13 protein-coding genes are annotated in these 15252 nt (G+C 65.8%); 1 reads left to right on the top strand and 12 read right to left on the bottom strand.

Going from position 1 to position 15252, the window contains the following annotated elements:
• Positions 1–39 precede the first annotated feature (39 nt).
• From ACQCSX_RS02605 to ACQCSX_RS02550, 12 genes are all read right to left on the bottom strand, one after another.
• Positions 40–957 (bottom strand): amidase, encoded by a 918-nt coding sequence (locus ACQCSX_RS02605; RefSeq protein ID WP_427017526.1) that lies wholly within the window; start codon positions 955–957, stop codon positions 40–42.
• Between the two features lie 9 nt (positions 958–966).
• Positions 967–2160, bottom strand: coding sequence for a M20 metallopeptidase family protein (locus ACQCSX_RS02600; protein ID WP_427017525.1), 1194 nt, complete (start codon positions 2158–2160; stop codon positions 967–969).
• A 23-nt stretch (positions 2161–2183) separates the two neighbouring features.
• On the bottom strand, positions 2184–2669 hold the full coding sequence (locus tag ACQCSX_RS02595) for an amidohydrolase family protein (RefSeq protein WP_427017524.1): 486 nt from the start codon (positions 2667–2669) through the stop codon (positions 2184–2186).
• Positions 2669–3397 carry an amidohydrolase family protein gene (locus tag ACQCSX_RS02590; RefSeq protein WP_427017523.1) on the bottom strand — a complete coding sequence of 243 codons (729 nt, stop codon included), beginning with the start codon at positions 3395–3397 and terminating at the stop codon, positions 2669–2671. Before ACQCSX_RS02590 ends, ACQCSX_RS02595 begins: the two co-directional genes overlap by 1 nt.
• Positions 3398–3476: 79 nt before the next feature.
• Complete coding sequence (locus tag ACQCSX_RS02585; RefSeq protein WP_427017522.1) at positions 3477–4205, bottom strand: MFS transporter; 729 nt, start codon at positions 4203–4205, stop codon at positions 3477–3479.
• A gap of 332 nt (positions 4206–4537) precedes the next feature.
• Positions 4538–5134, bottom strand: a complete 597-nt coding sequence (locus ACQCSX_RS02580) for a TetR/AcrR family transcriptional regulator (protein ID WP_427017521.1) — start codon at positions 5132–5134, stop codon at positions 4538–4540.
• Positions 5135–5416: 282 nt separating this feature from the next.
• Positions 5417–6739, bottom strand: a complete 1323-nt coding sequence (locus ACQCSX_RS02575) for a glycosyl hydrolase family 95 catalytic domain-containing protein (RefSeq protein ID WP_427017520.1) — start codon at positions 6737–6739, stop codon at positions 5417–5419.
• Positions 6740–7632: 893 nt separating this feature from the next.
• The gene (locus ACQCSX_RS02570) at positions 7633–8910 is read right to left on the bottom strand and encodes a Gfo/Idh/MocA family protein (RefSeq protein WP_427018952.1); all 1278 of its coding nucleotides are present in this window, start codon (positions 8908–8910) and stop codon (positions 7633–7635) included.
• A 23-nt stretch (positions 8911–8933) separates the two neighbouring features.
• On the bottom strand, positions 8934–9944 hold the full coding sequence (locus tag ACQCSX_RS02565) for a LacI family DNA-binding transcriptional regulator (RefSeq protein WP_427017519.1): 1011 nt from the start codon (positions 9942–9944) through the stop codon (positions 8934–8936).
• 96 nt (positions 9945–10040) lie between these two features.
• Positions 10041–11711, bottom strand: a complete 1671-nt coding sequence (locus ACQCSX_RS02560; RefSeq protein WP_427017518.1) for a sugar ABC transporter substrate-binding protein — start codon at positions 11709–11711, stop codon at positions 10041–10043.
• A gap of 25 nt (positions 11712–11736) precedes the next feature.
• Positions 11737–12675: a carbohydrate ABC transporter permease gene (locus ACQCSX_RS02555; RefSeq protein ID WP_427017517.1), complete on the bottom strand. Its 939-nt coding sequence runs from the start codon at positions 12673–12675 to the stop codon at positions 11737–11739.
• Between the two features lie 37 nt (positions 12676–12712).
• Entirely contained in the window at positions 12713–13591 is an 879-nt protein-coding gene (locus tag ACQCSX_RS02550) for an ABC transporter permease (protein WP_427018951.1), read from the bottom strand.
• A 513-nt stretch (positions 13592–14104) separates the two neighbouring features.
• Between ACQCSX_RS02550 and ACQCSX_RS02545 the strand changes: the two genes are divergently transcribed.
• Positions 14105–15151: an acetylxylan esterase gene (locus ACQCSX_RS02545; protein ID WP_427017516.1), complete on the top strand. Its 1047-nt coding sequence runs from the start codon at positions 14105–14107 to the stop codon at positions 15149–15151.
• Positions 15152–15252: the final 101 nt, after the last annotated feature.

Raw genomic sequence — 15252 nt, 5'->3', positions numbered from 1 at the left:
CCGCGTGCGGAGCCCGTCCAGGTGCGCCGTATAGGCTTCCTACAGCATGATGACCACGGTGGCGGCAAACATCGCATTGAATTCCGGCCAGGCAATGTCCTGCACTGTGGCGCCGCTGGCCTCGAGAACCTCGGTGGCGGTACGAAAGGCTTCCAGGGTGCAGGGATCCACCCCCCATGCCGGATCCTCCACCAGCGACCACGGCACGCCGAGCCGGATGCCGTGCAGATCCTGCCGCCAGGATGCCGAACCGGACTCGGGGGCCATCACCTCAAGCAGCATCGCGCAGTCACGGGCGCTGCGCGCCATCGGTCCGATCACATCCAGCGCGGGCGCCGCCGGCAGGCATCCGTCCATGGGCACCAGCCCATGCGTTGTCTTCAGCCCGGTGACCCCGCACATGGCGGCGGGGATCCGGACACTGCCGGGGGTGTCTGTCCCCAGCCCGGCCGGGAACAGCCCAGCGGCGATGCCGTTGCCCGTCCCGGTGCTGGACCCGCCCGTCCATCGGTCCAGGTCCCACGGATTGCGCGGAATGGGGTAGGGCTGGGTTGGATCGGGCCGGCCCATGGCGTGCTCGGTCATGGTCGTCTTGCCCATGATGATGGCACCGGCAGCGCGCAAACGGGCAATGACCGTGGCGTCCCGGCATGAATGCCAGGACCGGTCATGGACACGGCTTTGGCCCGTTGTTGGCCCTTCCCGTGTAGCGATGAAGTCCTTCACCCCCACCGGCACACCGGCCAGCGGTCCAATTTCTTCACCGCGGGCCACGGCGTCATCCACCGCGTGGGCGCCAGCCAGGGCTTGCGCGTCAAAGCGGGTGACGTAGGTGCCCAGCAGCGGGTCCAGGGCGTCCGCGCGGCTGAGGCACTCCTGGACCAGGGCGACACTGCTCAGGGCTCCGGAACGTATGGCGTCCGCGGTGTCGACCACGCCAATGGACGATCTCTCCATGGTCCCCACCTAGCCCACCGGCCGAATGGCGAGTTTGTTGAAGGCGAGCTGGACCAAGGCGGCGGCCTGGTCCCCGAGCACGGCATCGTCGAACACGACCTTCGGCGAGTGGTTGAACGCGGCCGTGTCAGGATCCACCCCTGGCGGTGTCGCACCGAGCATCAGGAACGTGCCCGGCACCTCGTTGAGCACATAGGAGAAATCCTCCGACCCCATGGCCGGGGCGGGAGATTCCTTGACCCGCTCCTGGCCGAACTGCTCCCGCAAGACGGCCAGGGAACGGAGAGTCTCGGCGTCGTCGTTGACCGTCACCGGATAGAGCACGTTGAAGGTGACCTCCGCCGCGCACCCGTGGGCGGAGGCGATGCCGGAGGCGAGCAAAGCGGTCTCTTTGGCCAGCTTGTCCACCGATTCCTGCGAGAGTGCCCGGACGGTGGCACCGAGCCGGGCGGATTCCGGGATGACATTGATGGCCTCGCCGGCCTCCAGCTGCGTGACCGTGAGCACGATGGGGTCAAACACGCTGAACCGGCGGCTGGCCAGGGTCTGCAGGGCGCCAACGATCTCGGCCAGCGCGGGCACCGGATCCTTGGCCGTGTGCGGCTGAGAACCGTGGCCGGCCTCGGCGATGACCCGCACGTGCAGCTCGTTCGAGCCCGCCAGCACCGGGCCGGGCCGCGTGGAGAAGACTCCGCGGGGGCCGGGCCCGACATGGATGGCGTAGGCAGCCACCGGACGGTCGCCGGTGGCTTCCAGCAGCCCTTCCTCGATCATGATGCTAGCGCCGTTGCAGCCTTCCTCTCCGGGCTGGAACATGAACAGCACGTTGCCGGCGAGCTCGTCCCGGTGCGCGGCGAGCAATCTGGCGGCACCGACAAGACCGGCGGTGTGCAAGTCGTGTCCACAGGCGTGCATCGCACCATTTTTTGAGGCATAGTCGAGCCCGGATTGTTCCACCACGGGCAGGGCGTCCATGTCGCCGCGCAGCAGCACTGTGGGACCGGGCCTGGCGCCGCGGAGCACAGCGACGACGGAGGTCGTCCGCCGGCCCAGGGTGATCTCCAGCCCCAGCCCGTCGAGGGCTTCCAGCACGGCGGCCTGGGTGCCGGGCAGCTCGAGGCCGATTTCGGGAGTCTGGTGGAGCCTGCGCCGCAGTGCGACGAGATCGGGCAAAAGGGCGGCGCCCTCTTGGATGAATGGCATGGTTGGGATCCTTTTCTCCGCGGTCATGCGCCCAGCGGGGTGGGTACGGTGTCGGGGGCCAGCCAGCCCTTGAGGTCCTTGACCAGCCGTCCGCCCTGGATGATGGCGCCAATGTTGGCAGGGTCGGCCAGGGACCAGATGTCCGTGAGCGGATCGACCTCTGTGACCACCAGGTCGGCAAGCTTGCCCGCCTCCAGGGTGCTGATGTGGTCGTCCAGGCGCATCAGCGTCGCGGCGTTGCGGGTGCCGGCCACGATGGCGCCCATCGGCGACATGCCCAATTCCACCAGGTGGCCAAGCTCCTTGAGGTTCACACCATGCGGGCAGACGGCGGCATCGGTGCCCATGGCCACCCTGACTCCGGCCTGCAGGGCGGTGGCGACGCGCTCGCGGGCGATCGCGGACCAACGGACCTTCTTTTCGTAGAGATAGGCCGGGACGTCCTTCGGGTCCGGGACGCGCAGGGCCGAGCTCAGCGTGGGGACGAGGAAAGTGCCTTTGGCGAGCATCAGGTCGATGCCCTCCTGGTCGATTTCGTAGCCGGCTCCACGCTGGCGCCGCCGCCGCGGATCGCCTCCAGGATGCCGGCCGCGCCCTGGGCGTGGGCCGCGACGGGCTGGCCTTGCCGCCGCGCCATTTCCTCGACAATGAGGCGCACATGGCTCTCCGGGACCCCCAGGTCGTGCGGGGTGTCCGACGGGCTGGAGACGCCGCCGGTGGTGCAGACCTTGATCACATCCGCGCCGGCCCGCACGAGCTGGCGGACCGCGCGGCGTACGTCGTCGTCGCTGTCGACCAAGGGGTTGATGGGGCTGAGGAGCCCGCCGACGGCGGCGCCGTTGGGCAGATGGTGATCGCTGTGGCCCCCGGTCGGGGAGAGTGCCGTGATCGCCAGGTGCAGTCGCGGGCCCAGGATGGTTCCCGCCGCGATGGCGTTGCGGTACCCGGCGTCCAGGCCGGCGAGGTCGCGGGCGGCGGTGATGCCCGCCATGAGGGTGTTGCGGATGGTCACGGCCGCGTCAAGAACCCGCTCGGAGCCGAACTGGGCCGTGACCTTGGCGGGCTTTGCTTCAAGGTTTGCGGCCAAGTGCACGTGGGTGTCGATGAAGCCCGGCAGAATGGTCTTCCCGGTCAGGTCCACGGTGGTGGCACCGAGGTCGCGGGGATCCGGGACGGCGCGGCGCGGGCCTGCGTAGACAATGCGGTCGCCGTCGAGAACGATTTCGGCGTCTGCCACCGGATCGCCGCCGTTTCCGTCGATCAGGGTTGCCCCGGTCAGGCGCTGGCCGGTGGCGTGGAGGGAAGTCGGGCCTGGCTCATGATTTTGCGTCTACTTTCTCGTTGGCTGTCAAGGAATCCGTGTCGGGGCCGTTGTCCCGGCGGGGGGCGCGCAGGAAGGACAGCGCGATGGGGCACAGAAGGAACGTGACGGCGCAGACGATCCAGACGGCGATGTAGCCGCCCTCCGAGGCTGACTTCGTGCCGGCGATGGTGAAGGAGGCCAGAACGACGCCGAACACGGCACCGGCGGCGGATCTGCCGAGTGTCTTGAGCGAACTGTAGAGTCCCGAGGCGATGCCCGTCTGGTCGCGGGGTGCTATTTCGGCGATCAGGGCCGGGAGGGTGCCCAGGAGAAGTCCGGCGGCAAGGCCGCTGATAATCGTGCTGAGTACGACCTGCCACAGCTGGGCATGCATGAAGATCTGGACCAGGTTGCCGGCAGTCCCCAGGATGGTCGCGAGAACCAACACGCTGCGCATGCCAACGACTTTGGCCACAGAGGCGAAACTGGCGGCTCCTATCGCCCCCAGCAGGGAACTGCCGGCACCGTAGGAGCTCGCTCCCTCTACGGAGACTAAAACCTGCCCCTCGCCGGCCCGCCGGTTCATCCAGGCGGTGGCACGGAGGATGCCTGGCGGGCTGGTCGGAAATGTTGCAGTGTCGGCGACCTGTCCGGTCGCCGAGACAAGGATGGCGTAAGTGTGGGTTTTGGCATGTGTGTCCACGCCAACGACATGGGTGTATTTGTTGGCCACGATGGTCATCTCGGGTTCTCCCTTCGAGCGGGCTTTTCCTAGCGCCGATCCGGGAAAGAGTCACGCCGAGGCAGTTCTCTAACGAGTCACGGCCCAAACCTATTGGTGGGCCGGACAACCTTCTATCAAGCCATCGGAGTGGGCCAGAAAGGTGCAGCCCTGACCGGGCGGACATGTCAGAAGTAGGACACTGCCGTGGCAGGTCAGAAAATGAGCGAGTCACACCCGGCCGGAGTGGCACCAGTCTGCCAGCCAGCCCCGGGCCGGCCAATATCCATTAGAGAAAATGGGTGCACAAAGGCACGGCGGCAGCGTGGCTGCGGCCGGAGAATGTGCAGAAACTAGTGGGTGATGAGCGGCGGAGCCGTCGTCAGCGCCCGGACGATGGGACGGTAGTCCTCTTTGTCCATGGGCACTATGCGGATGGAGTTCCGGTAGAACGTCAGGCCGGCCAGAAGGTCCAGGATGGCATCGGAGTCGGTGCCTTCGGGCAGTTCGCCGCGCTTCATTGCGCGCGCGATGATGGTCCGACCCATCTGGCGGCGGTCGGCCAGGAATCCATCCCAGAAGAGCTCCCCGACTTCGGGTTCGATGATGGCCGCCCACAGGGTGTGCCGGCGCTCGGTCGTATCGGTGGGATTCTTTTGGTTTTCGGCATTGTGCCAGGCATGTTCCAGCAGGTCGTCTTCGGCAGTGCCGGTGTCAGGAATCGCGCCGAGGTCCGATGATCGTTTGATGGCCTCCGCCGTCAGGACGGCTTTGTTTTCCCACCGGCGGTACAGCGTTGCCTTGCCGCAGCCAACGGCGCTGGCAATCCGCTCAATGCGAAGGGCAGCGTAGCCGTCGGATCTGAGCTGCCGCAGCGTCTCATCGAGGATCTTCTCGGTGAGGTCTGCATCGTGCGGGCGACCCGCCGTGGCCTGTGTGACTGAGCTCATAGAAGCATTCAACCACAGAATTGGGATTAACGATACGGTTCGTTCCGTATTTATTTTGGGTTTTCCGGGGCAGGCCAGGACACGACGACGGCCTGTGCCGCGTTGGCCGGTTCGGCCGGGCAATGCGCTGGCGTTGCCAGGGTGGCCGTCACCGTCTCGCCTTCCAGGAGCTGGACCTCGAAGTTGCCCCCGATTTTGACCCCCCAGGTACCGACCAGGCGGGTTCCCGGCCGCCGAAGTTGTCACGGATCCGCACCACTGAGTCCCTGCCCGCCACCACCGTCAATGATGTGGTGGCATTGTTCTCCCGAGGGCGGACACCCGGTGTCCGCCCTCGGTCCGGAGGTCGCTGAAGCCGGCGTTCTGCCAGCGCCACGGCACGGCCGGGAACACCCGGATGACCTCAGTGCCATGGCTGCCAGGGGTTGGGCTCCAACTTTGCAACAGCATCTCCTGGGCGGCCTGCATGGCGGCGAAATTGCCTTCCAATGTGAACGGGCGGTAGGTGAAACCAGAAAACCCCAGACCGGACTGGTCACCGTTGACATGGAAACCATTGCGTGACACGAAGGCGCGCGTGAAGACATCCAGATGGCGGACTGCCTCTTCACCGTCGCCTGCACGCGCCCGCAGACACCCCATCCACGCCCATGAGGAGCCACACCATTGTTCCGTGCCGAGTTGGTCCCATGCGGCGAGGGAGGCCTCGATGCGCTTCATGCCCTCCGACCCGCCGTCCACGGAGATCAGGTTGAAGGGGTAGATGCCGATCAGGTTGGACAGGTGGCGGTGGCTTTCACGGAGCGGGGTTTCGCTGTCCAGCAGGAGCTCGCCGTCGTCGGAGGTGTGGAAACCACCCAGCCTGGCGGCCAACTGCCCCCACTTCTGTGCGTCGGCCGCCAGGTCCTGGGCGGCTGCCATCTCTGCAAGGGAGAGGAACAGCATTTTCAGGCACATCAGGTCGTAGTTGCTGTTGGGTTTGAGCCAAGCCTCATGGCTGTTGTCGAAGATTTCCGGTGAGGACGACTTTGGCAGCACCAGTACGCCGTCGCCATTGTCCGTGAGCAGTTCTTCCATGCACCGGCCGACGCCGCTGCACCATGGGTAGGCGCGGTCGGCCAGGAACGTGCCGTCCCCGGTGTAGCGCCAATGCAGGTGGAACAGGTGCGCGTTCCAGGCGCTCATGGTCGGCGACATGGAATATTGGCTCCAGCCACCCAGGGGTTGGCCGGCCAGGGACATGACGCCCGGGGAGGCGAGACCGCCCGTGCCATAGAAATCCCGGGCGAACCGGCGGAAGGCCGGTGCCAGGTTCCACAGGAAATCCAGGTAGCTCTCGCCGGACTCGAAATTACCCGCTTCCTGGTACGCGCAATAGGTCAGTTGGGTATTGAGGTCGTTGTGGTAGTCGCCCTTCCACGGCGGCAGGCCACCGTGGTCGGCAGTCCACACGCCCTGCAAGGGCATGGGCGGGGCCCCTTGGCGTGAGCCTGCACCGTAGAGGTAGCGGGTGAATTGGTAGTTCCGCTGGATGTGGGCCTCGGGAATGTCGACGGATGACTGCGCCCAGAACCCACGCCACCACGAGTAATGGCCGGCAAACACTCCCCATAGCCCGTTGCCAGGGCGTTGCTGCAACGGGACTGCGCCAGGGCCAGCGGGTCCTTGCCGGGCCCGCAGTCGGTGCTGGTGGTGACGGCCACGGCAAGAAGCGTTTCGTTTCCCGTCCGCTGGAAGGCGACGCAGACGCAGTATGCGAAGCCATCGGCCGCGTCCTGGACATACCACTGCATGTCCGCGGATTCCCCGGACACGGCAGGCGGATAGCCGAGTGCGGCCACCGCACCACCGCTTTTGGTGTTGGCGGCGGCATCCCCGCCGTCGTCGGTTGCACCGGCCGGCACCAGGCTCACGCCCGGCACCGAAACACCGGGGACACGGAGCATGGCAACGGGTTCGACGGCGCTAAAGAATGCCGTGGCGGCGGTGCCGTCGCGCAGTCCGGCAATTCCTTCGGCGTCGGCCAAGTTCAATTCGAAGGACTCGATGGCCTGACCCCGACCAAGCTCCAGCCGGCCGGCGGGGAGCTTGGTCGGGGTCAGGCCCTCGTAGTATTTGCCCCAGGGATCCGCCTCGCTCTGGGTGCTCTGCCAGGGATGCTTCTTCCACCATTCAGCCTCACCGGTGGTTCGCTCGTCCCACAGGTCGCCGCGGTCCAACGACAGGCGCAGGGAATTCCCCCCGCCCCACAGGAGGCCTCCCATCAGGCCCTTGCCGAGCGGAATCGCATCCTCCCACGAGGTGATTGGGGCGGTGAGGTGCAGGTTGTCCCTGGGTGCTGGCGGCGTGTTCGCCGGCGCAGCCTGCGACTCGGGCAGGTGAAGTCCCATGACAATCTCTCTGACGTATTTTGCGGCGTGGACCATCGGGCATCGGATCGGCGGCCGTCGGGCCGCGCCTGGTCTCGCTGGTCAAGCCCGTCGAGACCCCCGACGCCGCTACTGCGCGACGCGTGGGCCCACGGCCGCGAGGGGCCCCGAACGAGCGTGCGAGTTCAGGGAGCGGTCGGGGACGGGCTGGCCGGCGTTGAAGTACTCCACCCATTCCCCCGGCAGTGCCGGGACCTCCAGGGCCCCGCCGTCCCCGCGCAGCGAGGCCGTGGCCAGCACACCGGCCGCGACGGAGGCACGCGCCGCCACCGGGGAGGTCGCGGTTTCCCCGCCCTCGCGGGCGAAGCGCAGGAATTCGGCGATCAGCAGCGGGTCCGCCCCGCCGTGGCCGCCCTCGCCGTCCAGGATCTCGATTTCCGCATCCGGTGCAACGAACCCGGCGGAGCTGCGCGTGGTCCAGACCTTGATGGTGTCGCCCGGGCCGTCGCCGAAGTTCTCGATCCGGCCCCTGGTGCCGATGACGGTGTAGTTGCGCCAGTAGTCGGGGGTGAAGTGGCACTGCTGGTAGGAGGCCAGCACCCCGTTGTCCAGGACCATCTGCATCATCGAGATGTCCTCGACGTCGATGACCTCGGCCAGGTCGGTCTGCGCCGCCGGCGGCCAGTTCTGAAGCGAGAACCAGTCGCCCATGCGGCGGTCGGTGTTGTCGCGGCGGCTGGTGACATCGCCGTACACGGCCAGGTCCCCGATCGCGGAGACCCGGCGGGTGTAGCCGCCGGCGAGCCAGTGGATCACGTCGATGTCGTGGGCGCCCTTTTGCAGCAGCAGACTGGTGGTGTTGGCGCGCTGGGCGTGCCAGTCCTTGAAGTAGTAGTCCCCGCCGTTGCCCACGAAGTGCCGGCACCAGACCGCCTTGACCTCCCCGATGGTGCCGGCCTGGATCAGTTCGCGCATCTGGACCACCACGGGCATGTGGCGCATGTTGTGCCCCACGTACAGCCGGGTGCCCGTCTCGTAGGCGGTGGCCAGGATGGCGTCGGCCGCCGCCAGGGTCACATCCAGCGGCTTCTCGCAGAAGGTGGGGATGCCGGCGCGCAGGGTCTGCACGGCGACCTCGGCGTGCCGGTTGTCCGGGGTCAGCACCAGCACGGCGTCCAGGCCGGCGGCCAGCAGCTCCTCGAGCGAGTCCGTCACCACCGCGGTGGGGATCTTCGCCGCGGCGTCGGCCCGGCCGCGCGCGCTCAGATCGCACACCATGGTGACGGCCGAGCCCTCGCCCGGGCGGTGGGCGTGCTTCCACAGGCTGGCGCGCAGGCCAAATCCAACAATTCCTACCCGCATGTCGGTGGACGAAGCCGTTTCGCCGGGAGTTTCTACAGCATCCATGTTCGCCAAACGTCCTAACATTTTCATGATCGGTCCCGCTCAGCCGCCGGCGCAGAATCGCGCACGAACAGCCGCCACGGGAATTCCAAAACCTGTGGTGCCTCCGCCGTGCCTTCGGCACGGGAGAGCAGAAAATCAGCCAGTCGATCGAAGAAATCAACGGGCCCAACGGTGCTCAGGGAGGGTGTCATCAATTCACCCTCCATGGTGTTGCCAACACCCATCACCGCCACGTCTTCGGGCACCCGCAGCTGCAAACGCTGGGCAGCGTGCACAACGGCGATGGCAGCATAGTCTGCGATGGCATAAATGGCCGTGGGGCGGTCCGGGCGCTGCAGGAGCGTCATGGCCGCCTCAAAGGCGCTGATGGGATCGGGGACGAACTCGGCGACGTAGTCTTCGCGGAATGCGATGCCGGCCCGCTCCAGCCCATCCACATAGGCCCCGTACCGCACTGAACGGCCACCCGCACGGGCCCTGGGATACGTGAGGCAGCCGATGCGCCGGTGGGTGCGGGCCAAATGGTCCACGGCCAGCGAATAGGTGAGCCCCGTCACCGAACGGATGACGTCGAAGCCATTGGGTTCCAGCGTTTCGCTGAACACCACCAGCTTCTGCCGCTGGGCCATCTCGGCCAGCAGCTCCGCATCGCCATCCAGGCCGGCGTCGTCGATGAAGACGACGTCGGCATTCTGGTTGGCCAGAGCGGTGCGCCAATCGGCGTCGGCCAGGATCATGGACGTGATCCCCTTCCTCTGGGCCGCGGCACTGACCGCCCGGCTGACCGAGAGGGACCAGGGGTCCGAAAGCAAGGTCAGCGAGAGCACCATCAGGTTGGTCTTGCCTGTTCTGATGGTGCGCGCCGCCTGGTTGGGCCGGTATCCCAGTTTTTGTGCTGCCGCTTGGACCCTCTCGATGGTTCCAGCGGACACGCCCGGGCCCGAAGCGCTGCCCGGCCGGCCGGACAGGACGTAGGACACTGTGGCCGTGGAGACCCCAGCTTCCGAGGCCACCAACTTGATGGTGGGTCGCATGTTGTCCTTCCTTCTTTCCTGCCCAATGGCCAGCCGGATCCACTCTGTCCGGTGCGGCGGCGGGAACTCCGCCACCGCACCGGACAGGGGCGCTTGCTACCTGTTCGAGAAGACCTTGGCGTCCTTGGACAGGGCCGCCTGGTATTCCTCGCGCATCTTGTTGCCGCCCTCGGACTGCCAGCGCTTGAGCACATCGGGGAACTCGGAGATCTTCGCGCGTCCCGTGATGATGTCGATGGTCTTGTCGCGGACCGGCTTCTGGATCTTCGGGCCCACCTTGGCGTTGGTGTCCGAGTAGCTGCCGTTGGTCGGGTTGCGCCAGGCGAATTCGAGCAGCTTCTGCTCGGTCTCGTGGATGTACTTCGTATCCTGCGGGAAGCCGGGGTTGAAGATGACGGCTTCCGGGGAAGACATGATGTTCAGCGCAGAGACGACGCCGGGCAGGTTCTTCTTGCCGTCTTCGGTCAGGATTGGGTTGCCCTTATCGTCGAAGCTGAAGTCCTTGCCCTCGGTGCCGAAGTTCTTCTGCAGGTATTCGGCGGTGCCGAACGGTGCGGAGAGCCAGTTGATCAGGGCCAACTGCTCCTTGATGCGCTTCTCGTCCGTCTTCTTGAAGGCGGTGTAGCCGACGGTGCCGTAGCCCATGTCGTAGGTCGGCTTGACCTTGCCATCGAAGCTGAAGGGAACCAGGATCTCCGTCTCCTGCGTCGGATCCAGGCGGCGGTAGCCCGCGATGTCACGCGGGCGGGAGGCCACGGCTGCAGCGATGGTGCCGTTGACCACCTTGGACTTGACGTCGGTGACTGCAACATCGGGGTAGAAGACGCCGGCGGCGAAGAGCTTGGCGGCGTACTCGATGCCGGCCACGTACTGCTCGGTCTCGTAGAGGTGCGTCAGCGTGCGGTCCGCATTGACGGCCCAGCCGTTCGGGGCACCGAGCCATTCGGTGATCATGTGGAGCACGTTGATGTAGGCCGGCTCCAGCGCGTACTTCTTCTCGTTCGGCCGGGTCAGTTCCTTAGCCTTCTCGAAGAACTCGTCGGCGTCCTTGGCGTTCAGACCGCCCACAGAGGCCCAGGTGTTCTTGTTGCCGAGCATGACCTGGCCCATGGGGGTGCTGGGGATCGGAGCGCCCCAGATCTTGCCATTGACGACGGCGGTGCGCCAGGAGTCAGGCTTCAGTGCGGCCAGGTTCGGGTACTCCAGGACGGCGTCGCCGGAGAGGTACGGGGTCAGGTCCTGGAACTTGGCCTCAAGCATGGGACCAACGTTGGGGATGCCCTGGTTCGGCGGGATCCACATCAGGTCCGGCAGGGTGTCCGAGGCGAGGATGGTGGCGAACTTGGCCGGGTAGCCGTCGCCAATGTCCTCCACGATCTGCATATCGTACGTGCCGCCCAACAGGTTGTTCAGTTCCTGCCAGTAGGGGTTGTCGGCCATGGCCGGGGCCATGGTCTCAAAGGTCTCGGACAGGACCGTGACCGGACCGGTCAGCGGCTTGCCCGTGACCGAGGCTACCGGCTTGGGCATCTTGAGGTAGCCGGCTTCCAGGCCCTGGGAGCTCCCCGGGAAGTCTGCAGTGATGCCGGTGAATTCCTTGAACGTGGGCAGCTTGAGCTCCGAGGAGGCTGCGGCGCCGCCGGAAGTCTTTGCTCCACTGCCACAGCCGGTCAACGTACTGCCGAGGGCAACGGCGCCAACGGACAGTCCTGCAAGGCCGAGGAAGTTGCGCCGGGAGAAGCCGGCGGCTTGGGAGGTGCGAGTCATCGCGTGTCCATTTCTTGGTAGTGGGTTATCCCTTGATGGCGCCAGTGATGACGCCCTTGTTGAAGTGCTTCTGGATGAACGGGTAGACGATCAGAATGGGCAGCAGGGCGATGACCACTACGGCCATCTGCATCGACTGCGGCGGCGGCGTGGACGTCACACCGATCTGTTCCGCCATGGAACCGCCCTGGACAACGAAGTTGCGCAGGATCAGCTGGACCGGGTAAAGCGTTTGGTCGTTGATGTAGAGCATCGCGTTGAAGAACGCGTTCCAGAACCCGACGGCGTAGAACAGCCCGACGACGGCGATCACGGCCTTGGAGAGCGGCAGGACGATCTTGCGCAGGATCATGAAGTCGCTGGCGCCGTCGATCCTGGCGGCCTCGATCAGCTCGGTGGGGATGTTCATGAAGAAGGAGCGCATCACCACGAAGTTGAACGCGCCGAAGGTGCCGGGCAGGATCAGCGACCAGATCGTGTTCAGCAGGCCAAGCTGCTTGACCATCAGGAACATCGGGATCAGGCCCGGGGCGAAGAGCAGGGTGAACAGCACCATCATCAGTACGGGCCGGCCAAGGAGCACCGGACGGCTGGTGGCGTAGGCCATGGTGACGGTGACGAACAGGGCCAGGAAGGTACCGACGGCGGTGATGAAGGCGCTCACGCCCAAGGCACGGATCATGAACTGGCCACTGAAGATGGCCTTGTAGGAATCAAACGTCGGGTTGGTGGGCCACAGGACGTAGCCGCCGGCGGCCACGAGCTGCTTGTCATCCGCCAGCGAGGTGGAGACCACCAACAGGATGGGGATGATGATGGACAGGGAGATCAGGCCCAGGATGACAGCCTTGATCGACGAGTAGAGGGGGGAGGCCGGCTCCTTCCAGGCCGGGCGGACCGGGTTGAAGGTCAGACCGTGGCGCTGGCGGTTGCGTGCCGCTTTGGTGAGGGTGGTTGTTGCCATGATTGTCTCCTTGGATGGCTGGTCTCCGACGGGCGGATCAGCCGACCTTCTTCTGAAAAATTCCGGGTTCGCCCAGTCGGTGGGCCACCTTGTTCGCGGCGAAGATGAGCAGTGCGCCCACCACGCCCTTGGCCAGACCGGCTGCGGCACCAATGCTCCAGCCACCGCCCACCACACCGGCAAAGTAGGTGAAGGTGTCCAGGACCTCCGCCGCCCCGGCGCCAACGGCGTCGTGCTGCAAGAGGAATTGTTCAAAACCGACGCTGAGGATGTCACCGATGCGCAGGATCAGCAGCAGCACGATGATGGAGCGCAGACCCGGGAGGGTGATGTGCCACATCCGGCGCCAGCGGCCGGCACCATCGGCGGCGGCCGCCTCGTAGAGGGAGCCATCGATCGCGGCCAGAGAGGCCAGAAAGATGATCATGGCCCAGCCGGCGTCCTTCCAGACGAGCTGGATGGTGGCCAGCAGCGGGAACGTATCCGGGTTGGTCATGAACGGAATCGTGTCCAGGCCCAGGTCGCGCAGGGAGTTGTTCACCAGGCCGGCGCCGCCGAGCACCTGCTGGAACAAGGCAATGACCAGAACCCAGGACAGGAAGTGCGGCAGGTAGACCAGGGACTGGAGCCAGCGGCGGATCTTGGTGCTGATCAAAGAGTCCACAATCAGGGCCAGACCCAGCGGCACCGGGAAGAAGAGCACCAGCTGCCAGACGGCCAGCACCAGCGTGTTGCGCAGGGCGACCCAGAAGTCCGGGTTGAAGTACAGATCAACGAAGTTCGCCATCCCCACCCAGTCGCTGCCGGTGACGCCCAGGAACGGCTGGTAGTCCTGGAACGCGATGACGTTGCCCAGGATCGGGATGTAAAAGAAAAGCAGCAGGAACAGCACGCCCGGCACCATCATCAGCAGCATCTGCCTGTCCCGCTTGAACCGGGCCTTGAATGAGGCGTTGGCCGGCCTGGGGGTGGTGGCCGTCCCTCCTGGGCGCCTGGCCCGCTTGGGGGCCGCGGCCGGGGCAACAGGCGGCGCAGCCGCTGCCGGCGCCTGGCTTGTTGTCTGGCTCATTAATAACTCCTCGTTCCGGTGGGCCGGGTGGGGCTTGGGCGGGATGTGATGCGGGCCACTTTGCGTTAACCGTTTCACAAACATAAACACCAAATCGAGATTGTGCAATATGCTGCGTGAAAATTCGAGTAACAATCATGTTTTGTCATGCCGGATCGGCCTGCGGCGGACCAAAACCCTTAGGATTTCGCGTCAGGCGCCCATGGCGCCGTCCCCCGGGTCTCGTCCAATTCGGCCCCCAGGCCCGCGTCCGCTGTTGGCGCGAAAACTTCCACCCCCAACGGGAAATATGCGCCCACAACTTGCATATGAGACGTAGGATCACATGCAGAATCTATGCCTCAATTCCGGGAGACCGCTTTGCCCCTCTTTGACATGCCAATGGACCAACTGCGCACCTACACCTCGTCCGCCGTGGAACCCGAAGATTTTGACACGTTCTGGGACCAGACGATTGCCGCTGCCCAAGGGTTCCCGCTCAACGCCGTCTACGCGCCCGTGGAGAACCACTTGGCCGTCATTGACAGCTTTGACGTCTCGTTCTCCGGCTTCGACGGGGCTCCGATCAAAGGGTGGCTGCATCTGCCCGCAACCCGTGCCGCCGGAGGCCGCCTGCCCGTCGTCGTACAGTACATCGGCTATTCGGGCGGCCGCGGACTGGTCCAGCAAGACACCAAATGGGCGCAGGCCGGGTACGCGCATTTCATCATGGACACCCGGGGCCAGGGCTACGGCGGCATCCTCGGGGAGACCGCGGATCCGCACCCATCGGCCGGGGAGGTGTCCTATGCCGGGCTGATGACTCGCGGCATTTCCTCCCGGGAGAACTACTACTACCGGCGCGTGTATGTTGATGCCTTCCGTGCCATCGAGGCCGCGCAGAGCCACCCGGAGGTGGACGCCGCCAAGGTGCTGCTGGTGGGCCTGAGCCAGGGTGGCGGTCTGGCCATCGCGGCCGCCGGGTTGGCAGCGGGGCGGCTGGACGGCGTTCTGGCCACCATGGCGGATGTGCCGTTCCTGCAGGACTTTCCGCGCGCCATCGACATCGCCCCACGGGGCCCCTACCCGGAAATTGCCGGCTTCCTCAACCGCCACCGGGACCGCTACGAGCCCATCTTGGCCGTGCTGAACTACTTCGATGGTGTCCATTTGGGCCGGCGCGCCACCACGCCCGCACTGTTCTCGGTGGCCCAAATGGACGACGTGTGCCCGCCCTCGACGGTCTTTGCCGCGTACAACGCCTACGGGGCGGGTGCCGCCGTTCCCCAGGCTGTCCCGGCCAAGGAAATCGAGGTCTACCGCTTTAACAACCACGAGGGCGGGCAGGAACACCACTGGGTCCGCCAGCTTCGGTACGTCGCCGATGTGCTGGCCCGCCAGAGACCGCGGATGACCGCACACGCGTAAGCGGTGTCCCGGTCCCGGATCGCCAGCGGAACTGTAGTCTGGCGGGGTGAACCACGCTCCCGCCGCTCCGCTCCAGTTCGAACTGACCTTGCACAAGCCAT

The organism is Pseudarthrobacter sp. P1 (genome assembly GCF_050156935.1).
Taxonomy (GTDB): domain Bacteria; phylum Actinomycetota; class Actinomycetes; order Actinomycetales; family Micrococcaceae; genus Specibacter.
Note: the sequence above shows the minus strand (reverse complement) of the source record. Positions and strands in the feature narration are given on the sequence as shown.